This is a genomic window from Anatilimnocola floriformis (genome assembly GCF_024256385.1).
GTDB classification, from domain to species: domain Bacteria; phylum Planctomycetota; class Planctomycetia; order Pirellulales; family Pirellulaceae; genus Anatilimnocola; species Anatilimnocola floriformis.
In genome coordinates, this window is record NZ_JAMLFW010000001.1 from 2,294,439 (window position 1) to 2,320,314 (window position 25,876).

Sequence of the window (25,876 nt, forward strand, 5' to 3'; positions counted from 1 at the left end):
TCAGTGATTGCAGTTGAAAGTCGACCATGTGAATTCTGGCGAATTCAGCTACTGGACTTACCGCCGCTGCGGCCAGGGTCCCTGCATCGGAGGCGGACGGCGAACGAGTCGCAAGCGATCGTCATAATTGTAAATGTTCGAGTCGAACGGATTGTCACTCACCTGCCAAACTTCACCGGCGCGAGTTGCATGCTTCGGCGCCATTCGACGGAACATCCGCGACTGCTCTTCCCAATTGAGCGGCCGAGCGCCGACACGGCCGAAGACGGCGATCTGACTGCCCGACTCATCAACAGCCCGGTCTCGATCGAGGGCTTCGCCGATCGAATGAGCATGTCCTCCCTTCGGCAGCTTATACGTCGCCACCAACCGCGGCGTTGGTCGCGGACTGAAACCGGCGTTCCCCGGCGTGTCGGGCGAGGTGAGTTGCACGACACGCAAACCATTCTTGCCATCGGCTAGATACGCGAATTCGCTGGTGTAGGTAATGCCGAGCTTTACATCTTCGCAATCGTTGATGCAGCCGCCAGCGTCGAACACTTGATCCAGCACCGGCTGTTCCGGCCGCGTGATATCGACGATGTGCAAACCATGCGCGCCAGCGGCGACGTAAGCGTAGGTTCGCGCGACATAGACACTCTTAGCTTCTTCCATGTGCAACAGCGTTTTGTGAACCGGTTTGTGCAAGTCGGTGACGTCGAACACATGCAAGCCGTGATGCTCATCGCAAACGAAGGCATAGCGGAACTGCACCTGAACACTTACCGGATGCTCGAGCACATCGTGACCAATCACGGCAGTCACGCGCGGATTCTTCGGGTCTTCGAGTGCGACCACCACCAAGCCCGCATCGCAGCAGATGTAAGCGAAGTGCCCAGCAATCGTGATGTTCCGCGCGCCGCAGAGAATGCCGTCGGGATTGAAGGTTACGGCTCGTTCCAAAAAGTTATTGAGCGGATTGCCGTCGAGGAGCGTTCCCGCGCCAACCAGGATCAGTCCTTCGTACTTGTCGGTGACGTAGACGTAGGCATACATCGGATGAACCGCTTGCTCGTGGTTCTCGGGCGGTTGCACACGAGTCGGATCCGGCGCGAGCGTCGTCGGCGCGGCGATGGCCGTCGCATACTTCGTCGGCACGTGAAAGCGTTGGCCGAGCGGCGAGACCGGCGCGCTGGTGATTCGTTCCGAAAAAGCCTTGTCGTCGATGAAAGCGATGTCGAACGCGCGGAAACCATCCGGGCCGCAAGCGGCGTAAAGGTATTCGCCGCGTGGTTGAACCATCAAGATTTCTGGCTTGCACAACGGCCGTTTGATTTTGTCGAGAATATCGAGCCCTGGATGCTCGTGGGCGTGATGCAGATTCCAACCTTCTTCGACGTGCTTCTTGTGATGCTCGGGAAATGCAATCTGATGCAGCGTGCTGCCGATCACGGCCTGTGGTTCACTCTGCTCGGTGACGACGGCCGCTTCCAAACCATGTTCGCCCGCGGCGATCCAGCAGTAACGCCCCATGAAGTTGGTGTAGTTCGTGCCATGCATCATCAGCTGGGCCATGATCGCGTTGTTGTCGTTCTGCACGGAGACGTGGCAATCGCTGCACATCTTCGTTTCAGATGCGCCGGCGGGAATGGTGCCGGTGACGTTGGGGTGCGCTCCGCGGACAGTGTGCGGCACGTTCGTGCTGAACGCGATGCCGCTCATGCCGCTGCCAGAGATCGTTTGTTGCTGGTGATAGATCGATTCGCGGTTGTTGTTGTACGACGTGACGTGAATCGCGCACGAGGAGCGGGCAGGATTGATCTTGTTACCAGTTGCCAAGCCATCGCGGGCCAGCATGTAGACATCGTCGCGCAGCGTCTGAAAGTTGTAGGCGACCAGATTGCGCGAGACATCTCCCTCGTTGTGCAAGGCTGGCGTCTTCTTATTCGCCTTCTGCGGCAAGTGGCAGCCGAAGCAACTGGGGTTCCACGACGAGTGACACGTCATGCAGCTCATGTTGCCGCTTTGATGCGCACAGGAGTTTCCCCCGACGGACTCCTTGCCGTCCTGACCTTTGACGAAATCGATCACGCCGCCCCAGGTGAGTTTGCCATCGCCCTGTTCCCAGCGGACGGTCTTGGCCATGTGCGACTTTTGGTTGTAGTAAAAGCGATTTGGGTTCACCGTATCGAACGTCTGTTTCACCTCCCACTCGCGGCCATGCTCGACCATCGCGCGTTGAATGAGTGCGAGTTCCCGCCGACCATCAGGACGTTTCACCGGGCGAACTTCAAACCGCGGCTTGCCGTCAGGCGTTTTCATCGCCAACAGATCGCGACCTTTTTTTCGCGCGCCGGGAACTTCCGGTTCTGCTGCGGGACCGCTGGTTCGCATCCCTTCGCCGACGATGATCTTATCGATCACCGAGCGCTCAGCGCCGCCGTGGCAATCAATACAAGTGATTTCGATCGCGGCCCGCACTTCGCCGTAGAGCTTCGTGTTGCCGTGAACATCCTGCGTGAAGTGGCAATCGACGCAGTGCATGCCGCGTTCCTGGTGGATGTCCATCAAATGCACCGGCATATCGGAGCAACTCTTGCTGCCGGCGAGCGTCGCTTGACGCTGCGGATCGGGCCAGACCTCCTGCAGTTTATTGGCGACAAGTGGAGCCACGTACTGTTCCGTCGGTTGTACGACAGCAGCGCGAAGTTTCTCCGTGGTCACTTGCTGAACCGGCTTGCCCACCGGATCAAGCAGATTTCCTTGACGATCTTTCTTGAATACCGCGCGAAACACCCAGCCGTGCCCATGAAAGTCGGCGAACTGATTGTGACGAGCGACTTGGTTCAGCTCGGGAACGCGTTCGAGAAAATTCGGATCCGACCACAGGCCGCGGGCGGCGGTTTCATCGGGATTCGACATCTGCGACTGCGCGAGCTGTTCGGCAGTTGGATTCTTTTGCTCATGCGGATACATCAACTCGCCGTCGGACTCGTTGTCCCACCACATGAAGCCGATGTACGTGTTGAGCACGTTCGTCCCCGGATGAATGTGGCAGACAATGCACTGGCTCGTCGGAACAGCGGTGGTGAAGCGATGCGCGATCGGATGGCCGCGCTCGTCCTTGGGAATCGTGGGATCGACGCTGGTGACAAACTGCTGCGGCCCGATGGGATCGGGCTCCGAAGCTGCCATCGCGAGATTGCCGAAGCGGGCATATTGCGCTGAATGAACGGGAGAGCGATCGTTGGCATAGACGACGTGACAGGCACTGCAACCGCTGCTGCGATAGTCGCCGGGGTGATCATTCGTGCCGAGGAAATTGAGCGTCGGATCGAGAAGTCGAGTTTTCTGCAAGCCAATGAACACTGGATCGGTGCGGTTCTCGGTTCCCACGCCACGAGTAGAAAGACGCGTGCGCGGCCGACCTGGCTCTTCGCCAAGTTCCGGAATGCCGACTTCCGGCCGAAAGCGGCCACCTTGCTCGAACACGCGAAGAATATTGCCCGGCTGGCTGATTTCAAAACGCGGCAGCGGATCGAGGTACGGCACCATCGCTTTTTCGCGCATGTCGCGGGCGATGTTCGGCACTTCCTCTTGCTTCCAAACGTTTTGAATCCGCTGCGGCGTGCCGTGCATGCTGTAGCTTTCGCCGTAACGCGAAGCTTTGTTCGGCACGGCGCCGTTGTTGTAGAGGGCGGCTCCCCACAGCATGCAGCCGTGGGTCATCATGCTCTTCTTCACCTGCAACACTTCGCGCTCGTGGCAACTGCCGCACGCTAGGTGGGCGATGCGCAGATCACCGGGGTTCATGAAGCGCACGAACTCGGGGCTCTCGTGATTTAGCAGCGTGTACGACCGAACCGGATTGCCGGATGTGCGCCACATATCAGGAAACCGCGGTTTGACGTGCGCCCCTTGTTTCGTCTCGCAGGTCGCATCGCCGCCGTGGCAATCGATGCAGCCGAGCTTCACCGTTGGCTTGGCGTGCATGTCGTGCACGCTGTTGTGGCACTTCACGCAGCTGAAGCTCTTGCGCGCCGCATCGTCAGCCGTTTGATGCATCAGGTCTTGGCCTGCGGGCAACTGCTCAACGTACTGACCATCGGGTTGCAAAATATACTGAGCGGCTGGATGCAAAGGAGCGTGACCAACCGGGCTCAACTCCTTCAGTCCCGACGGTCGCTGCGCAACGGCAGTTGCGGCCAGCAGCAACGTGCTGAGCAAACTTGCAAAGATGATTGGGTACCGCACGCAAGCCATCGTCTATTCCCTTAGTACGTCAAAGCCAGATTGGCAAATCCGGCGACCAGCGTGTTGGCTTCGCCTTCGATCGGGGCGTACAAATCGTTGAAACCGGCGCCCGGAATCAACATTGAGATGCCGCCGACGAAGATGATGTTGTTGTTCAGCAGCGGCCGATACTCGATGCCGGTGCTCAAATCGACGCCGATTTGCGAATGAACGGTTTCTTGAAAAACGTATTGCTCGAGCACTTCGGTCTGATCGAACCAGAGGAAGTTCACGTTGGTGATCGAGCGCAGCTTCGGCGTCAGGTCTGCATCCATGCCGACGTTGTAAAGGTGCAGACCTGGATTAACGAAGTTCTGCTGCCCTTGAAATTTGCTCGACCGCAGATCGGGGACCAGGCTCATGCGGTTCGTCAGGTTCACGCCAAAGAGCTTGATCGTTTGCCGCTGCCAATAGCTGAACTGTCCGCCCGCAAAGTTCGGATTGTCAAAGATGGTTTCAAATCCGGTCGCCTGGCCATCGAAAATATTGTCGTCGCCCGAGGCAAAGAAGTACGACGTGCGAAAGCGAATCCAGTCGCGATCGTAGCTCAGTTCGACAGCGGCCATCTGCGCGTTGATATCCACCGGCCGGCCCGCGAGCGGATTCAAGTCGTCATGACCGAGCGCCCAGTAAAAGGCGTGTGAGATATTGAAACGGTTGATGTGGCCGTCGCCAGCGAAGCCCAAATAATGCGAGTTGACCCGGTGCTCGGCAAATACGCCGACCGGGTCAGGGCGAACCAAAAATCCGTTGTCGTCAAACTTCATGCTGGGGCCATCACGGTTGTAGTGATAGCTCAGCTGCATCGTGTAGCCCGGCCAGATGAAATCCTGCCGATAGTAATTCGCAATCAGCGTGTTCTGATGCCGGTCGGCAAACGTGTTCAGCAGGCTGTTGGTGTTCTTCTCGGTTTGATCGAAGTAGGCGATGTTGAACTGATCGCGATTGGAGAAACGCGTGCCGAAGATTCGAATCGCGCGGTTGGTGTCGGCAAAAATGAAGCCGCGAAAATCACTGGCGAAAAACTGTGAACCGCCGCGTGCCGAGACGAAGTCGTAATCGGTCCCAATGTCGGCGAGCTTCGATTCCAGGAACCATTCTTCGAGCGCATAGTCAGTTCGAAAACGCCCCGTGCCGCTGCGTACATCAGGCTTTACCACGCCGAGTTCGTCGGCGACGAGGTGATTCATGTTGAAAATGTTCGTGAGCTTGATGCGCCAGTCGGCTGGCTTGAAGCCGGCATCGCCGTGGTTCCACTCGGTCGAGAGAACCAGATTGTTGCTCATGAAGTACTGATCGGGATCGCCATAAAACTCCTCACTGCCGGGATGCGACGTGCTTTCGAACGGCGTCGTTGGCGTGGGTACCTGTCGCCCTTCGAGCAGCAGATTCTCTGTCGCGGTGAGAATGAAAAAGTTGTGCTGCCCGAGAATCGGATAGTCGCCCTTCAGCACATTCTGATGATAAGGATCCCACTTGCTCCCCGTGACGTACGGATACTCGTCTTGCGCGGGATGACCTTTATCGTAGCGATCCCAGTTCGGAAAGCCGCTGCGCCAGCGATCGGGAAACGGTACGAAATGGCTGTCGGTTTGCACTTCCGTCGGCGTGATGCCCGTTGGTCCGCTGTAACCCAGCGGCGGATCGACAGGCCATTGCAACAGTTCATCGGGCTCTTCGATGAAATTGCTCAGCGGAACGAAATCGGGCACACTGGGATCAAAGGGCTGTGGCCCTTGCAGCACTCGTGGCCGCACATCCTCGACCGGGGTTGGCAGCTGTGCGTTGACAGGCAAACAGGCAATCAGCGGCAACAAAGATATCGCCCAGCGCGCAGCGTGAAGGCAGCACACGCGAAACCGCGCGCGCCAGCATTCCGTCCACGAACTCACTGAGCATCGTGACAAACCGCGTTCCCACAGAAAAATTGGCGGCCCGAGCGCCGCCGTTGAAGAGAGCCATACCGCGAAGAGGGGTGTTAAACTCTGCGGCTTATAACGTTTGTAATGTGGGGCGATAATATCAATTGACTGGATTGCGATGACGATAGTGGAAATACACTCAACTTTCGAATCGCTCGCCGACTGCTATCGATAGCAAGCTGGCGATGGCAGGGAATGGGATAGCCACGAATGCGGAAGCCTCAGCCAAACGTTCGCCGACCAGTCAATCAACGGCGGTTGGCTCTGGAGCAGCTCGAGCAGCGCGAAATGAATGCCGTGCTGCCAAATTCGCCGGCGATCATTGCTCAACTGGCGCTCGATCAAAACATTCCCAACGTTACCGAGACCGAGGCACAGGTTCTGCTAGCAAGGGCGGCGGCCGCTTCAAACTCCGAGGATGCCATCATCGCTGTGGTTGACCGCGGCGGAAAAATTCTCGGCGTTCGCATGGAGCAGGACGTTCTCGATCACATCACCGACGAAGCCATTCGCGTCTTCGCCATCGATGGCGCTGTATCCAAGGCGCGCACGGCAGCTTTCTTTGCCAACGACCAGGCGCCGCTTACTTCGCGCACGATTCGCAACTTGAGCCAGTCGACCATCACGCAGCGCGAGGTCGAAGCGAATCCAAACGTCCCCGATCCGCTGGTCAACAATCCGTTCAACGATGCCGATCCCACAGCCCGCACGTATGGCCCGGGCTTCGTCGCGCCGATTGGCGACGGCGGGCATTTTCCGCAAGGCATCACGAATGCGCCGCCGGTCGATCTCTTCGGCATTGAGCACCAAAGCCGCGACAGCATCATTCATCCTGGCTTGGACGGCGTGAAGGGAAGCGCCGACGACATCGTGCTCGCCAGTCGCTTCAACGTGGATACAGCCTTCATCCCTGCCGGCAAAGAGATCGACGCGCCCGAGTCCTACGGTTATCAATCCGATCGTCTGCCGTATGCGCAATCGCGCGGCATTGCGACGTTGCCGGGGGGCATCCCTCTGTTCAAGGTGATCGGTGGCAAACCGATTCTGGTGGGTGGCATTGGCGTCTTCTTTCCTGGCGACGATGGCTATGCCACGTTCGAGCAGAATTTTGTGCAAGCTCCGACGGAGACGGCCAAGCCGCAGACCAACGAGGAACGACTCAACGCGCCGAAGGTGCTCGAAGCCGAATGGATGGCCTTTGCCGCAGCTGGCGGCGCGACGGGTTTGAAAACTCTCAAGGGACAATCGGTCAAAGTGGGCGCGATCAATGGCGTGCCGGCGCTGCCGAACTACGACATGCAAGCGATTCCGGGGCGCATCGACCTCGCGGGCATCACGCTGGAAGTGGTCGGGCCGAATCCCACTGCCAAGAACAAACTCCCCGGAGTCGAGACGATTCAGCGCGTCGGCAACATCGTAAGCGCCGGTGGCGATGGAACGAGTGGCGACGATCAAATCGTTTTGCCTGGCGGCGATCTTTATCTGAACGGCGAAACTGTTCCCTCGGGCTGGCTGGTCATGCCCCACGCCTCGCCGAGCGGATCGAGCACGCTCACGGCTGCCGACGTACAGAAGATCATCGATCAAGGCATCGCCGAAGCCAACAAGACCCGCGCCGCGATTCGCCTCGACCTGACCGGCAAAACAGCGAAGGCGGGGCAGCGGACGCAAATGGTTTTTGCCGTCGCCGACCGTGACGGCAACGTCCTCGGTCTGTATCGCATGCCCGATGCCACTGTCTTCTCGATCGACGTCGCCGTCGCCAAGGCCCGCAATACGGCTTACTACGCCGATGCGTCCGCCATTCAGCCTGCCGATCTGGTCGATGACGACATCTTGCTTGCGCGCGGTTCGATCACAGCAGCCGACCTGACAAAAAACAAAGCCAAGACCAACGGCATCGTTGGCGTAGCCGATTTGTACAAAGACAAACTGAGCAAATCGCAAGCGGTGCCGCTGACCGGCAATGCCTTTTCGAATCGAACATTCCGCTTTCTCGCCGAGCCGCGCTACCCGGCGGGCATCAACAGTCCGCCGCCGATCTTCAGTAGCTTGAACGAAGTTGAAATTGCCAGCGGCGTCAACAAAACTCGGATCAACCCCAAGACGGCCGAGAACATCGGTCAGCCGATGCTCGCGTCGCAGTTTCAGACGGTGTATGGCTACGATGCGTTCCATGCCGGCCGCAACTTGCACGACATCGATAACATCGCCAATCAAAATGGCACGGTCTTTTTCCCCGGCAGTTCGCCTCTGTATGTCGGCGCGAATCTGCAAGGCGGCTTCGGTGTGAGCGGCGACGGCGTTGATCAAGACGATGTGGTGACCTTCTACGGGCAAGTTGGTTACGCACCTCCCACCGCGCTCAAAGCCGACCAGGTCTTTTATCGCGAGGTGCGATTGCCATTCCAAAAATTCAATCGCACGCCGTTGCGCTAAGGCGAGAACCTGCCATGAGAATCGGCCTTGCTGCTATCTGCGTCCTTGGCGTGTGTGCCGAACTCCGCGCTCAAGAATTACCGCCTGAGATGAAGCCGGCAGCCAAGCCCGAGGTTCACGAACTCTCGCCCGAACAAGCGGCCGCGATCAACTTCGCTTACGGTGGCCAACTCGACTACCGCTACGCTGACCATTGCCGCGCAGGATTCTCGCAGTACCTGCGGCCTCATTCCATTCCCAGCAACTCGCGCTATTACGGCGGCTACTACCTCGGCGGCGGCGCACCCATCTTCGGCGAAGGCCCAACTCCCGACGAAGGAACTTTCGGCTGGGACTATTTCGGCCTCTTCCCCAAACGCGTCGCGCTCAACTGGACCCACGGCCGCCGCGAGCAAGGCAACGGCGGGACATATAAAACCGATGGGCCGAAGCGCGAGCATAAGTAGACGCTCACTCGACGATCAATTCAGCCTGCACTTTTTCAAGTTCACGATTGGCCGTCGTTTCTTGTTCTGCAATGCCAGTTTGGCTGGTGCGCAAGGTCTCCAGTTCCGTTTCGACGCTGCCGAGCTTTTTGAAGTAGCGTTGCATTAGCTCGTTGGCTGACTTCTTGTTCTCTTCATTGGCCAATTCGCTGGCTTTAAGTAGCGGGATCGCTTGCAGGTTGCTGCGCAGCCGGGCCTGCTCGTCGCCGAGCTTCACGATCTGTTTTTCATTTTCGAAGCGAGCTGCCGAGATTTCAGCAACTTTGGTGCGCGCGGTGAGCAAGGTTGCGAAGGCCTTGTTCAGCGCAGGGGTAGCTGCCTTGAGCTTGAGGAAGTGGTCGATCGCGGCAGGGTCGAGCTTGGTCAGCACAAACACTTCGACGGCTTCGCGCTCTTCGACGACCACCAGCTTCGCCGGCTTGCCAGGAGCTGCCGTGAGTTGAAAGCGGTTGACATCGCGCGATGTTTCGGCGGGAACCGGCGAGACTGCTTTCCAATTGTCCTCCAGCGGTCGTTCGATGAGCATCTTCTTGGCAGCTGTCGCGGAATTCTTCACCGTGTATTCCACTTTGCGCGTGATCTTCGACTTCGCATGCAGGCCGCCCTGGTTCATTTGCAACGAGGTAATCGTTTGCTCCTCTGGTTTGTCTTCGATGGCAACTTCCGTTTCCAGATCGAGCGCGTAACTGATGAGCCGCGTCGAACCGGGCGCGATGTCTTCGATCCGGGCATCGCCGGCATACTCGCCGCCGTCGAAGAGCGTGACGGGACCTTGCAACAAATGGAGTTCGGTCGAGTTGGTCAGACGCAGGCCCGCGAGCGGATGCTTTTCATTCACTTCGGGATTGTAAATGGCGAGCTTCTCACCCTTCACTGCGTTGTTGACGATCGGCAGCATTGCCGATTCATTGCGAGGAAGATTGACCGGCACTTTGATCGCGTAGCGAAACAGCTCCCCCACATCACCACCCGCAGCCGCCGATTCGACGCCTTGTTTCAGGTCCAGGTTTTCAGCGTGCACGCGTTTGCCATCGACAACGGGAATCACGCTGGTAGTAAACGGTCGTGCTTTCTTATCGTCGGCGAGGCCTCCCATTCCGCCGCCACCGAACCCACCTCCTCCGCCAAACCCGCCGCCCGCGAATCCGGCTAGAGCCTTGTCGCGCGCCGCTCGAAACTCCTGCTCTCGGCCAGCGAGATCCTGCTCATAAACTTTCGGCGCGAGCGATGCATGCGCCTCCGGCACCACAATTGGCCGAGTCATGAAAAGGGGTTGAGCGAGATCCATCACAAACGAAATCGGTCTGCCGCTGACGAGCGTCAGCTTGATGTCCTTCCAATCCTGCGTCGTGGTATTTTCGACAATGGCCCAGCCTTGCAGGAACGGCGCTTCGTTGTCGTTCAGCACCAGGCGATAGCTTGTTTTCCACACCGGCGCTTCCTGGATGTAGCCCACCGAAACACGCCGTTCTCCCTTGCCATGAAAATCGAGCTTCACGCGCCGCTGATCACTAGTGTGGGCCGCCGCGAGCAGGTCGAGCGCTTGCTGAAATTCCTTGTCGATCTTGGGACTGACGAACTGCGTGCGCGAGACAGTGTCGAGACGAATGCTGCGCAGCCCTTCGGCAGTTCGCACGTTCAGCACTTCGGCGGGAGCCAGTTTGCCGTCTCCCTGCGGCAACTGGCGAACTTCCACGCCCACGACGACCCCTGTCATTTGTGCAGGAATCTCCAACCGCACCTCCTGACCGCGCAGCTGTTGAAAAATCTCGGCCAGCGTCGGGCTGTTAGTGAGATCGATCGTGAAGGTTCGCAGCGTGCGCGTGAGCGGATCGGGCGAACCGTAATTCACCGCCGTCACAAAGCCGCCGTCGCGATCTTGCACTACCATACTCTTCAGCAAGTCATTGATGTCTTCGGTTTTGAATGCGAACTCGATCTGCTTGTTATCTTTGACCGCGCCCTCGTGCTCAAAGAAGCCCACGCTCGAGCTGAACAGCACGACGCGTTTCAGCGGCAACGGTTGTTCGTCTTCGGCGCGGAGTGGAACAGCCGCCAGCAGCAGCGCTACGGCGGTGAAGGATTGCAGGAACGGGCGCAGCGACAGAACGGAAGGCATCGGAGAACTCCCAAAGTGAATGGCTGGAGTCGAGGCTCAAGCGCAAGAGTTAGCGATCGGAAAAAACGAGCGACGAAAAGATGAGGCAGCATTGAATGCTGCCGACGCGTGTTTTCCAAACACGGATAAAGAGCCCCTGGGAGCCGAATTATAGTTGCCACCCAGGCGCGAAACTAGCTATTGTCAGAGTTGAACGTGGGGCGAATTGAGTTGGTGGAAAAACTTATGACGGTTCATCGCAGCGTAATTTTGGCGGCTTCAGCGGCGACGCTCATCGGACTCGTGCTAGTCGCTACCGCACCGGTGTTTTCACAGACTTCGCTGGCTGCCGAAGCGTCGCATGACGACGGTATCGACCGCCAAGAGGCGGCCTTAGCGCGTCGCGTGTCGCTGACTTTCACCGATGCGCCGCTGCGCGAAGTGATCGAGAAATTTGCGACGCTCACGAGTGTGAACATCCGGCTGTCGAAAAAAATCGAAGACGCCGGCGTGCAGCCCGATCAGCGGGTGACGATTTCCGGGCGTGATATTTCTGCCGACAATCTGCTATCACTGCTACTCCGCGATCTCAACCTGACGGTGATGTGGAAACATGGTGCGCTGCTCGTAACGACGCACGAAGATGCTCAATCGCCGGAGAATATGCTTACGCGTGTTTATCCCGTCGGCGACTTGATTGGCGCGAAGGGAGCAGATTTTGATCCGATGATCGACTTGATTACCTCGACGGTCGAGCCTGATACCTGGCAAGATCTTGGTGGCCCGGGGGCGATCAGTGGTTTCGAAAATTCTCGCTCGCTGGTGGTTGTGACTCGGCGTGATCTGCATCAAAAGGTGGCCGCGCTCCTCGTCACGCTGCGACGTGCCAAGGGCGTGCAAGGGATTCCGGGAGCGGAGGCGGCCATGAGCGGGCCAACGTCAACGCCCGCGAAGCTTTCCAGTTCGCTGCCGGTTCATAATCGCGAGAAAGCACCTGCCGTTCGCAGCCGACCGGCGAGTAATCCGCCGGCGCAAAATGTTCACGGCGGTGGTGGGCTGTTCTAAGTCTTTAGAACAAATCTCCAAACGCTTTCGTGGTTGCTTCCACGCCGCGGCGGAGCAGCACGGCATCGATGCCGAAGCTGAGCATGCGGCAGCCCATGTCGTAGGTTCGCTTGGCAAAGGCGGGATTTACCGCGATGGTGCCCCAGTTCTTGCCGTGCTTTTTGCAGGCGGCGGCGACTTTGGCATAGGCGTTCCAGAGTTTTTCGCTCTCCCACTGGGCGAGCACACCGAGCTCTTGCGACAGATCGCTGGGGCCGACGAAGAGCAGATCGACGCCATCGATGGCGGCGATGGCATCGCATTCCTCGAGCGCACCCAGCGTTTCAATTTGAATGGCGACAAAGGAATCACGGTTGGCATCGTGCGCGAGTTCTGGCAGCGTCTTGCCGCCGTAGTCGGCGTCGAAGCCGCTGGTGTTCAGCCCGCGAATGCCGCGCGGCGCGAACTTGACCCACTGCATGAACTCTTCAGCGTGCTTGGCCGATTCGATGCGAGCCGCCATCAAGCCGCCGGCGCCGGCTTCAAGATTGGCCGTCGCCATGGCGTAGTTGCTCATCGGCATCCGAACGAAATTGTCCATGCTGTTCGCCCGCCCGCAGGCCGACGCGAGGGCGATCTGCTCGTAGCTGACCGAAGCATGCTCCTGATCAAGCCAAAAACCATGAAAGCCGCCGACCATGCCGATGACATCGAACATCACCGGATGAATGATGCGGCCCGAACAAAAAATGCGGCAGAGCGTGCCTTCGGCGAGCAAGGTTTTGAACGACTTCATGGCGAGAGTTTTTTCGGCGCGGGGATTTTGAGCGGAGGGAAATTTCGGTCCGCTGATCGTAACAGCCAGTGATTCACGCCGAAAGAGACGACGCTGCAGACAAACACGGCAAACGCGAGAAGCCACGACAGTGCAATCGCAAACAGCAACGGAGTGCCACCACAATTCATGTAACGACTGCCAGCCGCCTGCGCGCGGAACACCGAGTCAGCCACCAAGGCGTCGCCCAGACAAGCGAAAGTGTTCACCGCGAGCACCAGCAAGGTGAGCGCGACCAGCAACCACAAAATGACTCGCTGCTCGAACACAATCAGCCCAGATACAAGCAATAAGCCGTAGGGGAAGGCGACGAAAGCGAGCAACGTGACCGGTTGGGAAATGGATCGCGGGTTGTTGTTCAGCGGATGAAACGCGACGAAGAGGACCAGGGCGACGACTGGCAGCATCCCGAGAAAACAGCTAACGCCGATGATGCGCAAGGGAAGGTTCGCGAAGAGTGATGCAGGTCGCATGCACTTAGGAGTTGCTACCGCTCTGAATTATTCCCGGGTTTTGCTTGAGTGACGCTTCGTTCTATCGGCGCATAAAAAAGCCCTGCTACAGTTCGCAGGGCTAACCAACATCGATGGAGCCACGGCAACTACTGCTTAGCCGGCGCCGGCACCAGGTTCTGCGTAATGAAGAACAGCTGCGACTGCGACAGCGACAGCCGGAGCTGCTCGAAGACGCGAGCCTGAGCCAAGCCGATGCGGGCTTCGAGTTCACCCATCTGCGAACCAGCGAGGATGAACTTCTTGTCGTTCAGCGTGCTGATCTTTTTCAAGCTGTCGAGCGCGGCGAGAAACTCCAGACGTTTCTTCACATAGTCGCTCGTGTAGGGGCGTTCGGCAGCGAGCAGCTGAATCAAGCGGTCCTGCTGGGCGGGATTCAAGGTCTCGAGATATTGCGAGGTGAGTTCAGGAAACTTTTGACTCGTCTTGCCGAGCAGCGTGCCGGCGCGATGCGGACGGCGGGCTGCGTTTTGCTCGGCGTTGCCACTGAGGAACGAGGTCATCTTGGCGGCCATGTCTTCGGCCTGCACAGCCGACGGTTCTTGCAGCGTGGCCAGCAGTTCACGCGTCTGGATCACCGCGGGCGAATCGAGTTTGAAGGCCTTCGGGTTTTCACGCAGCATCCGCAGATAGTTCTTTTGATCGGCGCTGAGCTTGGCTTCGAACTGAATGAACGCCCAAGCTTGCGAGACTGCGAGCTTGGCTTCGGCTTCGCCCATTTCTTTGCCGAGCTCGACGGTTTCTTTTTCGTGAGTGCGAGCTTCGGCGGCCGTTTCCTTGGTTTCGCGACCTCGCAGCTGACGGAGCTTGGCTACCAACTTCGCCCGCGCGGCCAGATAATTGTCGAGCGGTTCTTTTTGCGATTTGCACAATTCGAGAATCGCCGTGTATTGATCGCGGCCGAGGCCAGAGAGAACCACCAGGCCGCGCTCGTTTTCTTCCGGCGGCGGGGGTGGAGTGGTGCCGGGGGGCACATCATCGTCGTCGACTTCGGGGCGCTGACCGCCGAAAGGGCCGAACAAATCGACGACCGGATCCAAGCCAGGGCCCTCGCGGAGATCACCCACCCAGGCCACGGCCAACTCCGAGAGCAGGCCCACTTCGCGGGCCTGATCGGTCGTCAGCCCTTTGAACTTGGCTGGCAGCGAATTGGCAAATTTGTTTCCGCCGCCGCCACCGCCTGCCTTGGGGCGCTGGCCTTGGGCATTCGCCATCGAGGCCATGAGCAGAACCAGGAGAGAGAACCGAATCGCCGAAGAGAAAGTCATATTGGATCGTCCCACCAAAAACTGCGTTCGCGCACAACCCTGCGCGCACCGCGCCCCACCATTAAACGCACCAACCCCGCAAATGTACCGCTGCCGGGCGGGGAATGGCCAGATGCAATGCACAAAATCCGCGCAATCACCACCGCCCCAGTGTAGTCGCGACGTCAGGCCTGCGGAGCATGGCGGCTGCAAGGATTTTTTCTCTTCTGTGCGTTGTTTCGCGTTCGCGCGTTGTGCCAGCACCGGGGCGTAAACTGCAGCCAGCCATCGAGTAACGTCGATCCCAAAAGATGCGGGCAGAAATAGTCATTCACCGAAGCGTGGCGGACGACCAGGTGGTACTTTGAGCGGCCATGAACTGAGAACGAGCACTCGCGCGGCGCGCCTAGCGGTTTGCTGGGTATTGTTGCTGGGCATTTCGCGCGCAGCGGTCGCCCAATCCTGGCTGCCGGTCGGCAACCAAAACAACGTCGGCGCCGCTGGCAACCTGGGCGGCCTCTTGCCATCGGCCCCGCGCGAACCAGCCGGGCAAGTCGTTTCCCGCACCGCTCATCCTGCCGTGGCCCGCATCGTGGTGCAGGAAAAGACTGGCGTCTCTTACGGCAGCGGCACGCTGATCGATGTCCGCGGCGAATATGGTCTGCTGATCACCAACTGGCACGTCGTCCGCGACTCGGCCGGCGGCTCGATCTACGCCTTCTTCTCGGATGGCTTTCAAACGCCCGCCACGATCGTCAAAGCCGACAAAGATTGGGATCTGGCCGCGCTGACGATTCGCAAACCGCCGGGCGTGCAACCAATTGCCATCTCGCGAACTGCACCCAAGATTGGCGACTGGCTGTGCATCGCCGGTTACGGTTCGGGCGACTATCGCGCTGCCGCAGGTCGCTGCACGCAGTATGTGTCGCCTGCCACGAATTTGCCTTATGAAATGGTCGAGCTCGGCGCCGAGGCTCGCCAGGGTGATTCCGGCGGCCCGATTTTCAATGAACGACTGGAGCTCGCCGGAGTGCTCTTCGGCGCTGCCCGCGGAACAACGTCAGGAAGCTATTGCGGCCGAGTGCTGAACTTTTTGCAGGGCGTGATGCCGGCTGCCGCCGAAGCGCCGGTGGCCATTCCGCCTGCCGGCCAAAGTGATCTGGCCACGCAGTTGCCCGCAGCGCCGCCACCCTCCACGCAACCGCCAGCGGCCGATGCTCATTTGTTTGCCGCCGCTCCGCCGCCGACTCCGCACAACGAAGCGCCGCCACTGGCGATCGACACTGTCGTGCCGGTCACCGATCAGGCCCGCGCCGCGGCTCGCATCCTGGCCAATCAAACGAGTGTCGAAACACCGCCGCGGCAACTCATGCCGTTGCCCGCTCGCTCGGCCGCGCCACTCACGCTCGTGACCGGTGAAGAACCGCTCGACGATCGCACGGCTTTGCGTCCCACGCCGAATCGCAATATCGACTCCCGCGAACTCGCCATCGCGCCGCGGCAAGAAGGTCCCATCGCTGCCGATGCTCTCAATGTCATCCACAGCTTGCCATCGCGTGTGCCGAACGGCGCGCCACTCGAAGCCACGCCCGCCGATCAACTGATTGCCGCGGCCTGGAAACAAATCGGCGGGAGCACGCTCTTCGATCAAGGCAAAACGTTGCTCGCCGTGCTCGGCTTGCTGGGGCTGTTGATTCAGTTCTGGCGTCTCAACAGCCGGCCCGATCCGCATGATGATGATTAAGCGGCGGATGTAAGTGCAACGAAACGCAGTCCGAAGCCATGCTGCGGACGAGTCGCAAATCGTCACATCCGCGGGATCCCAACCCTCATTCGAAGCAGGGCTTCGAACTACGGGATCCTGGCAGCATCGCCGGTAAACGAAATCAGCCGCAGGGCGTGCCCAGCGGCTGAAGATTCGACGGTCAATACTTAACGCGGCTTGTCACCATTTAACGCGGCTTGTCACCGCCATGCCCACGCTTTGGTGAACGTGGCGACAAACCAGTTCGCCATAAAAACTAGGCAGCCACTTTATCCATGTGGCCATCTTTCGGCGCGGTCGACAGATCGACCTTGGTGCCCTTACGTTGATAGTCGACAACGTTCCAGGCCAAGCCCGTCCAACGCATCAGGCGAATGATGCAATAGGTGACATCAAATTCCCACCAGCGATGGCCGTGAGGAGCCATCCGCGGCCAGGCGTGGTGATTGTTGTGCCAACCTTCGCCGTAGGCGATGATCGCGACCCACCAGTTGTTCTTGCTGTCGTCGGTCGTTTCGTAGTTGCGATAGCCCCACATGTGGCTCGCCGAGTTGACGAACCAAGTGGTGTGCAGCACGGCAACCATGCGGACGAACACGCCCCACACGACGAACGAGGTGGCCATCCACCAAGGATTCTTCATATCTTCGAGCACGCCCACGCCGTAACCGGCGGCCAGGAACAAGCCACCGAGAATGAACTGCGACGGCAGAAACATGCGGCCGACCCACACCATGCCGCGATCCTTCACCAGGTCTGGCGCCCAACGCTTGTGATGGCGAACTTGAGCGTCCGAAGGGAAGGTCCAGCACAGCCACCACATGTGGCTCCACCACGAGCCATCGCGGGGCGAGTGGGGATCGTGTTCGTGATCGCTGTGAGCATGGTGCTGACGATGGTTGGCAACCCATTCGATGACGTCGCCTTCGCCGGCGAAACCGCCGACGGTGGCCAGGAAGTAACGAATCGGCTTCCAGGTTTGAAAGCTGCTGTGCGTCAGCAAACGATGGAAACCAAGTGTCACGCCCACGCAACCGGTGACCCAGTGCATGAACAACATCAAGCCGAGGCCTTCCCACGAGAAGTAGAAAGGAGCCGCGAAGCAGCCGATGTGCAAACCGACGATCCAGATGATCGAAGCGTAGTTGATGGCGGTGCGTTCTTCGTTATCGCGCTTGGTAGCGGCTTGATTGATCTTGCCAGCCTTCTGACCATCGCTGAGAAGCGATTCCAGCAGTACGGCATCTTTGTCCGTATGATGATCCGCCGTCGGATGCGACGACTGATGAGCTTTGGGCTCTTTGTGAGCCTGCTTTTTCTTGTCGTGCTTTGCGCGGCGGGCTTTGAGATCTTCCGATCGGGTGCCAAGGGACACAGGGCGAACCTTTGTAAATCGCAGTCGCCACAAATCCTCAGGCGGCCGCTAGTAGTAATCCGTTTGGGAATCTCCCGGCAACGGGAATGCTGAGAGGTTCTTCGCAGGATTGTACAAATCATCGTCCTGAGAGGAGTCTCAAGAGCGGTTCACCTTGGTAAAACCTGTGTAAGCAAAAAATGGCGGTTGCTTAACATTTCCGAAGGTGTTTGCTGCGAACGAGTTACGCCATAACGACGGATCGGCTCGCGAGCCCTAACCGGTGGAATTGCGGTTGTCTGAAACCCTTGACCGTCTCATTTTCGCCGCGTCTGCACAAACTCGTTAAGACTGACTGGCTTCTTTTTGCTCATGTCGATCATCCGCCTCCTCCACCGAGTGGGAGCAGGTCAGGTCACTTTCGTCGGCAGCCAGCTTCGCCAGGCGAGCGTAGTGGAGGTGGAGGATCTTCAATTCCTCCTCCGAAATGTCCTCGATGTTCACCATCCGATTGCTCGCTCCCTGCATGGCCGCGACTAGCTCGTTCAGCTTCAGATGGATCGCCCGCGAGTCCTTGTTCTGCGTTCGCTGAATGAGAAAGACCATCAGAAACGTGACGATCGTCGTGCCGGTGTTAATCACCAGTTGCCACGTTTCGGAATAGCCGAAAAACGGCCCGGAGATCGCCCACACAATGACCGTTCCCAGCGCGAGCACGAAGGCCGTAGTGCTGCCGGTCCAGTCGGTCGTGACGCGAGCAAATTTTTCGGTCCAGGATTCAGTTTTCATCGGAGTTGCCTATTCTGCTGCGAGTTTTCGTCTTATTCTCCGTTCAGCATTTTCTGCGCCAAGTTCGAGGAGCCGCGATGATCGGTGGTTTGAAAGTAATCAGCGTCAAGGAAGGCGAACAACATGAGTTCGAACGACTGTTCGCCGAATTGCGTGAAGTGATGCGCACCGCCGAGCCGGGTTGCCTCCTTTACTCTCTGCTACGTTCGCGGCGCGATGACCGCTGCTATATTGTTCACGAGCAATATAGCGACGCTGCGGCGCTCGCGGCCCATGAATCATCAGCGCATGGCGCGAAGTATTTTCCGCAGATCCGCGCGCTGCTGGAAAGCATTACCGTCGAGTATTTTGACAGCGTTGTGGAGTAAGGCGAGCCGATGAGCGATACCGACGATTACATCCTGCAAAAGATCAAGACCTATGTTTGGTCGGGTTTCTATTCACCGGAAGAAGTCGACTCGATGATCGACGACATCCTGGAGGAAGACGCGAATGAGGCCATGCTGCGGGCCGCCGTTGAACCGGAGTTCGCAGCCAAGGCCGCTGCGGAAGAAGATTGGCCGGAGGAGACCGATTGCGATCGGCTCGATGGCGCCTTTGAGGAACTCAACGACGGCGGCATCATCGCGCTGCATAACGCGGGGTACACGATGTCGGATGGACTTAGCGACGTCAGTGAAGAACTGCACGAGCGCGGCCGCGATCAAGTCCGCGGCTTCTGCTTTTATCATGGCCAAGATCTGGAGCGGGCCGTCGACGGCGGTGGGCTGATGCTGGCCTTTGGCGCGATCCCCGACGAGCCGGCAAAAAACAAAAAGATCGGCGAACTCCTCAAATACACTCTGGAGGAATGGGGCTTCACCGTCGAATGGAGTGGCGATGTCGGAACACGCCTCTCGCTGCCTACGCTCGATTGGAAGCGGTCCCTTGAACAATCCGAAGACGAAGATTTCGATGACGACGATGATTTCGACGAAGACGATGACTAGCGAATCGCCAGGCGAAATCAGCTACGACCTCGTGATGGAAGCAGAGATGCCATTCATCGAAGCCACCTTTCGTCTTCCTGATGGGCCGTGGCAAGTGCTGATCTTTGCTCGCAGTGAAGTAGCCGAGCCGGAAATCGTCAGTGGAAAATGGGACAGCGGCGTGCAAGGCTACTTTGTGAGATTCCCCGAGAATCAGCCGCTCAACGCTGAGATTGCTGAGGCAATTTTGACTTCCGCCACGGGCGTTGAATCGTGGCGAGTTGTCCGCGGCCCAGACTCGATGAAATTGCGCTGACTTGATCCAGCCTGTTTGACTTTCACCCGACGTCGTCCTAATTTGACCCACACTTGTCGACCCCACTTCTTCGCTGGAGCAACTCATGCCCGTTTCGCCCATTCCGCCTGGGATGCACACCATTCAGGCCTATCTCGTTTGCAAGGATGCCGCGGCTGCGATCAAGTTTTATGAAAAGGCTTTCGGCGCGCAGGAAATCTTTCGCATGCCGATGCCGAAGTCGGACGCGATCATGCATGCCGAGTTGAAGATCGGCGATAGTGTGCTGATGCTGAGCGAGGAGAATCCGCAGTGGGGCACGCAATCGCCGCTGGCTCTTGGCAACACGCCAGTCACGCTCATGTGTTATGTGCCCGATGTCGACGCGTCATACAAGCAGGCGGTCGCCGCAGGTTGCACGTCGAAGATGGAGCCCGGCAACATGTTTTGGGGCGATCGGATGGCCGCCGTCATCGATCCCTTCGGCCATAAGTGGTCGCTGGCGACGCACGTCGAGGATGTCTCGCCCGAGGAGATGGAAAAACGGGGCGTGGCGTTCTTCAGCGGCCAAAATTGCTCGTGACGATGCCAGTATGACGATGGCTGATCAATCAACACCACCGGCCGACGATGAGTTCAAGCTGCAGCCCCCCGATGGTCCCGGGCGGGAGCGGATTGAGAAGTTTTTCGACGGTTCGCCGCTCGCGGCCATGCCCGTCGATCCGCCGCCGAAGAGCGACTATCAATTCCGCCTCACCGATCTGCTGATCGTGACGGCGGGCGTGGGCTTGGGACTCGCCGGTGGCAGTTGGATGCCGCGCGATATCTTCGCGGCCATTCTGGGCGTGGTGACCCTTATCGGCCTGATGGCCGTGCACATCTACCCGCCCGAATCGCGCCTGAGCAAAGTGCTGTGGGCGACGCTGGTCATGTCGTATTTGATTTCGGTCGTGGCGGCGATCTTTCGGCCGTTGGCTTAGCACAAAAGCCACCCGTTGGCGGGCGGCGCCCGCACCAGCGTCTGGCGACAGTGCTACGGAAAGCGAATCACAGGCGACCAACTATGGGCTGTTGACGATCGTGCCACCGCCCTGGCCGAACTGGTAGTTGAAGTTCAGCGGCATCACGCCGTAGATACCGCGGGTGAAGACCATGTCGATGATTTCGTCGGCCCGTTGCAGTGACGACTTCGGCACCACGACGATGTCGGAATCACGCAGCCAGATCTCGTCCGAGGGCATCGGCCGTTCGCCGTAAAGAGCGCCACGCAGATCGAGCTTGGTGGCCAGCAGTCGCCAATCATCCGCGCGGCGGAAGACCACAATCGTGCGGAGGTTCGCACCTTGCAGCCAGCCACCACCAAGCGCGATAGCTTGCATGGCGGTCGTGGGCCCATCGAGCGAGTAGCGACCCGGGTTGCGAACTTCGCCGACGACGAACACCGCCCGCGGCGCGCGAGCCGCCAGATTCGGCGTGATCTCGAGCCCTTCGACGATCGTCGCATAGCGGGCGTTGACTTCGCGTTTGACTTCTTCGAGCGACAGGCCTTGCGCGGGAACTTGATCGATACCCGGCAGCGAGACCGTTCCTTCCGGATTCACACGCACGTTGCGGCCCATACCGCCGGAGAAAAACCGGTTGTCGACCGTGGCTTTGAGATCTTCGAGACGCGTATTGGTCTTCACCGGCGTGACGGTGATATCGGGGATCTTGTAGTACTTCTTGTAGCGTTCTTCGAGCGCGCGTTGCACGTCGATCAGCGTCAGCTTTGAGACTTTGATCTGACCCACCAGCGGCAGAATGATCATGCCATCGGTTTGAATCGTCACATCGCGATTGAGCGTGGTGTCGATCAGCGATTCGATTTTCAGCACGTCGCCGGTTTGCAGGCGATAGGGCTTGGCCGAGTCGGAACGTGTGATGCGATAGATGAACTCGACCTGATCGTCGACGCGCAGCCGATACTGCTGAACGTGCGACGTGCGCGAAGGGCCGACGTATTCGCCGTGCTGAAAGGCTTCCCAGGGGATCGGGCCCCAGTCTTTGTGCCACCGTTGTTCGCCGCAGCCATCGCCGTTCGCGCAATCGACACCATTGATGGTGCGATTGCAGGCGTTGCCAGTGCAACCGTTGTTGCACGATTGGCAAGCAGCAGCGTACGCGCCGGTTTGCGCGGAGGCGTGGTGAGCAATGCCGCACACGAGCAGTAGCGCAGCGACGAAAGCAAATTGCATTTTCATGACAGTTATCTCCGGGTGCCGGTCGCGCCGTTTTTCTGCGCGGTAACCGGAGTACTTGGCTGTTCCCAGCTTTGGCCTTTTTCGCCGGTGGCTGCGAAGCTTTTTGGATCCATCCAGTTCACGGCCGGCTTTTGGCTGTTGGCGACGAGCGCATTCTTGCCGCCGATGGCCGCGAGTTCTTGTTGCGCGAGCGTGGCCAACTGTTGTTCGCCGAGGCGCGTGTGCACGATTGCCAGGTTTTGCCAGCCTTCGGCATGCGAGCGAGTGTTCACGCTTTGCTGCAGCAGTGTCTTGGCATCTTGCAATTGACCGTAACGAGCGAGCAACACACCGAGCTCATTCGCGGCCAGATAGTGTTGCGGCGCGACGCTAAGCGCGGCGCGGAAGCAGACCATTGCCTGTGGCCCCTGCAATCGATCGGCCGATTGCGACTGCCGTGCCAGGCTGTTGTGAACCTTGCCGAGCCAGAATAGCGTGTCGGCGGCGGCGGGGAGATCGCCAGCGGAGACGGTCAGACGTTCGCCGGCGAAACCGTAGTAGCGCTGCATGGCGATGACGGGCGATGTTTCTTGCGTGGCAAGTTCCTTCAGCACCGGTGTGCGATGGCCTGCCACGATATCTTCCACGCGCATCGGCAGCGTGGCCGTGGCGTTGTGAATGGCGAAATCTTCGGCTTCGTCCATCGCGATCAAGCCTTGCTCAAAGGCCTGGCTGTAACCGATCGTGGCATCGGCGGCGTCGAGCGATTGCGTGGCGATGCGCATCGACTGCAGGAGGTCTTCGCGTGCGGCGAAGAGTGCGCCGCGGTTCGCCATCGCAACGGCTTGGTGATTGATTGCGTTGATTCGTTCGCTCACGCCGCGAAAGCCGCTGCGATCGCGCGGCGGGCCCATCGCAGGTGCGGGACGCGCGGCGAGATATTGCGGCTGCACCGGCGGTTGGAAAGGAGGAGGCGCTTCGGTCGGCGGCACGAAGCTCGGGCCGTTGAAACTGGGCGCGGCAAATGTCGCGGGCAGCGCGGCTGCTGGAGCCTGGCTTGGTTCTTTGATGCGCTGAATGCCTTCGACGGAGTAAGGACCAGCTTGTCCGGGCGCAATTGGCAGGCCGGGTTGCGGCTTGGAGATCACGCGCGGCGCATCGGGATCAACAGCGACTGGCGATGGAGCCGTTTTCGGCGCGTAAGGATTGGCGGGAGACTGGGGAGCGTTGTTTTGATGACGATCGGACTGGCGGAAATTTGCGTCGGCGCTTTCCATCCAATCGCCGGCGACGGGGCGAACCTCGCCAGGAACGGTGAGGAGGCGCGGTTGCGTCAGGGGCGGCAACGGCTTGGCGATGGCTCGCGGCATTTGCTGCTGCGAGTACGCGGGTGGTTCGCTTGGACCACCGCCGCAGCCCGTCAGCAAAAAGCCCGCCGGTGTGCAACAGGCAAGCAGTAACGCAGTTCGGCTGAGGCGAATCATGGGCACATCCGTGCGACGCGAGAATCCTTGCGGCCGCGCGAGCAAATCCATGCGCAGCCATCACGTGGGTGGAATCGTCGCGCCGTGCTGGCAGACTTGCGAGCAAACCGGCGAAGGTGGGGAGACTGCTGGCAAGGAGAACGCGCTTTCCGCACAGCCGAAACAATGCGAATCCGCGACAGGTTGTTTGTGGCGCAGAATTGCCAGCGCTGTTGTTACACCCGGCAAGGTTGAAACGGATTGCCGCGCAGCGAAGTGAGAGGCCGAGCATCGAGACCGCGGCGGCAAAGGTCATCGACAAATGCGACGGGACCATGCGTGCAGTAGATGATCCGCGGTTGCACGAGGTCGATACACTTTAACAGTTCGGTGTAATCGGCATGATCGGTCAGCGGGATGGCGAAATCGGCGCCGCTTGTTTGCCGGCCGCGTGGTGAATGCGCCCAGCCTGTAACCACGATGCTCGACGTGCGGCCGAGATTGCGGAGCCGCGGCGCTTGTTGCATGAAGGGCGGCGCGATCACGACATGGCCCGGCAGATACTGATCGTCGTAGCGTTTGAAATCGCCCAGTTTGCAGCCAAGTTGCTCATAGACTTGGCTCATCTCAAACGTAAGCGGATGTTGCTGCACGGGAATGCCGCGCTGCGTGAGCAGCTTCGTCACTTCCTGTGATTTGCCCATCACGTAGGCATGAATGAGCGGAGTGCGGCCGCTGTTCAAAATGAGTTGCACGGTGCGGATGAGTTGCTCGATCACTTCTTCGCGCGGCGGCAGTTGATAGCGCGGATCGCCGAAGGTCGATTCCATTACGAGCACATCGGCTTCGGGCGGATCGGCGGGCGCTGCCGTGACCGACGCGCCGAGTTTGAAGTCGCCCGTGTAGAGCATGCTTCCTTCGTCGGTCTCGACATGCAACATCGCGGAGCCGAGGCAATGGCCTGCAGCGTGTGTGGTCAGCCGATGGTCGCGCCACTCGAGCGATTCGCCAAGCGGCATCGGGCGGATGCGGTGATCGCCGAGGCGATGGCGATAAAGGGCGGCTGTTTCCGGCGTGCAGAAGGCCAGTTCGTGCCGCGCCATATGATCGGCGTGGGCGTGCGAAACGAAGCCACGCGGCTGGCGGCGAGTGTAATCGACGGCGAGGTCGAGCGCGGTGATTTTCAGGCCGTGCTGATAATGAAACATGCTTCGAATATACCGCCTGTGACGGTTTTTGGGCTGAGGCATTTCCTCCCGACTGCTAGCAGGCTGCTTCCCGCAGCAGCATCTCTGCGAGCTATTTTTAGGCATGACATTTCCCATTCTCATGCTGCTCGCGGTCGTGCAAGGAATTGCCGAATTCCTGCCCATTAGTTCCAGCGGGCATTTGATCGTGCTCGGCAATTGGTTGGCCGGTAAAGGCGAAGCATTGCCGGACCTCGCCGATGTGAACATCGTGCTGCATCTCGGCACGCTGGGCTCGATCGTCGTGTTTTATTGGCAGCGCTGCTGGAAGCTGCTCACCGACGATCGCCGCGTGATTTGGTTCATGTTCATCGGCACGCTGCCGGCCGTCGTCGTCGGCTTGCCGCTGAAGTTGATGTTCGAACACTTGCTCGAAAGCCCGCTCGTCGCCGGTTGTCTCTTTCCGGTGACCGGCATCATTCTCTTACTGACGCTGCGCCTACCAAAGGGCGTAGTCGATTACCGCCGCATGACCTGGCGCGACGCGCTGTTCGTCGGCTGTTGCCAGGCCGTAGCGATTCTCCCCGGCCTATCGCGCAGCGGCACGACGATCGCGGCAGGGCTTTATCGCGGCCTCGATCGTTCTTCGGCAGCGACGTTTTCCTTTTTGCTCGCCATCCCGGCCATCCTCGGCGCCGGCGTGCTGGAAGGGATCGATTTGATCAAAGACAAACACACGCTCGCCGTGCCGGTGAATGAATTGCTGATCGCCGCCGGCGTGTCGTTCGTCATCGGTCTCGGTTCGATCTGGCTGCTGAATCGTTGGCTGCAGAGTGGCCGAATTCAAATCTTCGCCTGGTACTGCATCGGGCTCGGCGTGGTGGTTGTGAGTTGGTGTTTGCTGCGAGCGTCGACGTAGGCGGAATTCGTCGCGAACGAGCAACGTGCAGTTCCGGCGGATTGTCTACTGTTTAAACTGAAG

The 25,876-nt window shown here is 59.1% G+C and carries 21 protein-coding genes; 10 read left to right on the forward strand and 11 right to left on the reverse strand.

The features are described 5' to 3' along the window. Positions 1-57 precede the first annotated feature (57 nt). Together M9Q49_RS09035 and M9Q49_RS09040 are read right to left on the reverse strand one after the other, a co-directional pair. Positions 58-4,242, reverse strand: coding sequence for a hypothetical protein (locus tag M9Q49_RS09035; RefSeq protein ID WP_254508395.1), 4,185 nt, complete (start codon positions 4,240-4,242; stop codon positions 58-60). An 11-nt stretch (positions 4,243-4,253) separates the two neighbouring features. After that, positions 4,254-5,984: a hypothetical protein gene (locus M9Q49_RS09040; protein WP_254508396.1), complete on the reverse strand. Its 1,731-nt coding sequence runs from the start codon at positions 5,982-5,984 to the stop codon at positions 4,254-4,256. A 420-nt stretch (positions 5,985-6,404) separates the two neighbouring features. Between M9Q49_RS09040 and M9Q49_RS09045 the strand changes: the two genes are divergently transcribed. Together M9Q49_RS09045 and M9Q49_RS09050 are read left to right on the forward strand one after the other, a co-directional pair. After that, complete coding sequence (locus M9Q49_RS09045; protein ID WP_254508397.1) at positions 6,405-8,633, forward strand: heme-binding protein; 2,229 nt, start codon at positions 6,405-6,407, stop codon at positions 8,631-8,633. 14 nt (positions 8,634-8,647) lie between these two features. Further along, the gene (locus M9Q49_RS09050; RefSeq protein ID WP_254508398.1) at positions 8,648-9,079 is read left to right on the forward strand and encodes a hypothetical protein; all 432 of its coding nucleotides are present in this window, start codon (positions 8,648-8,650) and stop codon (positions 9,077-9,079) included. Positions 9,080-9,083: 4 nt separating this feature from the next. Here the strand turns inward: M9Q49_RS09050 and M9Q49_RS09055 are convergent, their stop codons facing one another. Then, positions 9,084-11,237, reverse strand: coding sequence for a DUF4139 domain-containing protein (locus M9Q49_RS09055; protein WP_254508399.1), 2,154 nt, complete (start codon positions 11,235-11,237; stop codon positions 9,084-9,086). Between the two features lie 225 nt (positions 11,238-11,462). Between M9Q49_RS09055 and M9Q49_RS09060 the strand changes: the two genes are divergently transcribed. Beyond that, a complete protein-coding gene (locus M9Q49_RS09060) occupies positions 11,463-12,281 on the forward strand; it encodes a hypothetical protein (RefSeq protein ID WP_254508400.1) in 819 nt (272 codons plus the stop codon). A 4-nt stretch (positions 12,282-12,285) separates the two neighbouring features. Here the strand turns inward: M9Q49_RS09060 and M9Q49_RS09065 are convergent, their stop codons facing one another. The 3 genes from M9Q49_RS09065 to M9Q49_RS09075 form a co-directional block, all read right to left on the reverse strand. Continuing rightward, positions 12,286-13,056, reverse strand: coding sequence for an HpcH/HpaI aldolase family protein (locus M9Q49_RS09065; RefSeq protein ID WP_254508401.1), 771 nt, complete (start codon positions 13,054-13,056; stop codon positions 12,286-12,288). After that, positions 13,053-13,568, reverse strand: coding sequence for a hypothetical protein (locus M9Q49_RS09070; RefSeq protein WP_254508402.1), 516 nt, complete (start codon positions 13,566-13,568; stop codon positions 13,053-13,055). Before M9Q49_RS09070 ends, M9Q49_RS09065 begins: the two co-directional genes overlap by 4 nt. A 128-nt stretch (positions 13,569-13,696) precedes the next feature. Further along, on the reverse strand, positions 13,697-14,830 hold the full coding sequence (locus M9Q49_RS09075) for a hypothetical protein (RefSeq protein WP_254508403.1): 1,134 nt from the start codon (positions 14,828-14,830) through the stop codon (positions 13,697-13,699). 448 nt (positions 14,831-15,278) lie between these two features. Between M9Q49_RS09075 and M9Q49_RS09080 the strand changes: the two genes are divergently transcribed. Next, a complete protein-coding gene (locus M9Q49_RS09080; protein ID WP_254508404.1) occupies positions 15,279-16,598 on the forward strand; it encodes a S1 family peptidase in 1,320 nt (439 codons plus the stop codon). A 277-nt stretch (positions 16,599-16,875) separates the two neighbouring features. Here the strand turns inward: M9Q49_RS09080 and M9Q49_RS09085 are convergent, their stop codons facing one another. Both M9Q49_RS09085 and M9Q49_RS09090 read right to left on the reverse strand, forming a co-directional pair. After that, a complete protein-coding gene (locus M9Q49_RS09085; RefSeq protein ID WP_254508405.1) occupies positions 16,876-17,994 on the reverse strand; it encodes an acyl-CoA desaturase in 1,119 nt (372 codons plus the stop codon). Between the two features lie 324 nt (positions 17,995-18,318). Beyond that, positions 18,319-18,762: a low affinity iron permease family protein gene (locus tag M9Q49_RS09090; RefSeq protein ID WP_254508406.1), complete on the reverse strand. Its 444-nt coding sequence runs from the start codon at positions 18,760-18,762 to the stop codon at positions 18,319-18,321. 77 nt (positions 18,763-18,839) lie between these two features. Between M9Q49_RS09090 and M9Q49_RS09095 the strand changes: the two genes are divergently transcribed. From M9Q49_RS09095 to M9Q49_RS09115, 5 genes are all read left to right on the forward strand, one after another. After that, entirely contained in the window at positions 18,840-19,130 is a 291-nt protein-coding gene (locus M9Q49_RS09095) for a putative quinol monooxygenase (protein ID WP_254508407.1), read from the forward strand. 9 nt (positions 19,131-19,139) lie between these two features. Then, positions 19,140-19,751 carry a DUF6891 domain-containing protein gene (locus M9Q49_RS09100; RefSeq protein ID WP_254508408.1) on the forward strand — a complete coding sequence of 204 codons (612 nt, stop codon included), beginning with the start codon at positions 19,140-19,142 and terminating at the stop codon, positions 19,749-19,751. Further along, positions 19,717-20,046: a hypothetical protein gene (locus tag M9Q49_RS09105; protein WP_254508409.1), complete on the forward strand. Its 330-nt coding sequence runs from the start codon at positions 19,717-19,719 to the stop codon at positions 20,044-20,046. The genes M9Q49_RS09100 and M9Q49_RS09105 overlap by 35 nt, the downstream gene beginning before the upstream one ends. Before the next feature lie 85 nt (positions 20,047-20,131). Next, positions 20,132-20,608, forward strand: coding sequence for a VOC family protein (locus M9Q49_RS09110; protein ID WP_254508410.1), 477 nt, complete (start codon positions 20,132-20,134; stop codon positions 20,606-20,608). Positions 20,609-20,624: 16 nt separating this feature from the next. Next, complete coding sequence (locus M9Q49_RS09115; RefSeq protein ID WP_254508411.1) at positions 20,625-21,005, forward strand: hypothetical protein; 381 nt, start codon at positions 20,625-20,627, stop codon at positions 21,003-21,005. A gap of 81 nt (positions 21,006-21,086) precedes the next feature. Here the strand turns inward: M9Q49_RS09115 and M9Q49_RS09120 are convergent, their stop codons facing one another. The 3 genes from M9Q49_RS09120 to M9Q49_RS09130 form a co-directional block, all read right to left on the reverse strand. Then, the gene (locus tag M9Q49_RS09120) at positions 21,087-22,265 is read right to left on the reverse strand and encodes a polysaccharide biosynthesis/export family protein (protein ID WP_254508412.1); all 1,179 of its coding nucleotides are present in this window, start codon (positions 22,263-22,265) and stop codon (positions 21,087-21,089) included. Positions 22,266-22,270: 5 nt separating this feature from the next. After that, a complete protein-coding gene (locus M9Q49_RS09125) occupies positions 22,271-23,728 on the reverse strand; it encodes a hypothetical protein (RefSeq protein WP_254508413.1) in 1,458 nt (485 codons plus the stop codon). 215 nt (positions 23,729-23,943) lie between these two features. Beyond that, positions 23,944-24,915: an MBL fold metallo-hydrolase gene (locus M9Q49_RS09130; protein ID WP_254508414.1), complete on the reverse strand. Its 972-nt coding sequence runs from the start codon at positions 24,913-24,915 to the stop codon at positions 23,944-23,946. Positions 24,916-25,018: 103 nt separating this feature from the next. Between M9Q49_RS09130 and M9Q49_RS09135 the strand changes: the two genes are divergently transcribed. Beyond that, positions 25,019-25,813: an undecaprenyl-diphosphate phosphatase gene (locus tag M9Q49_RS09135; RefSeq protein WP_254508415.1), complete on the forward strand. Its 795-nt coding sequence runs from the start codon at positions 25,019-25,021 to the stop codon at positions 25,811-25,813. Positions 25,814-25,876 lie beyond the last annotated feature (63 nt).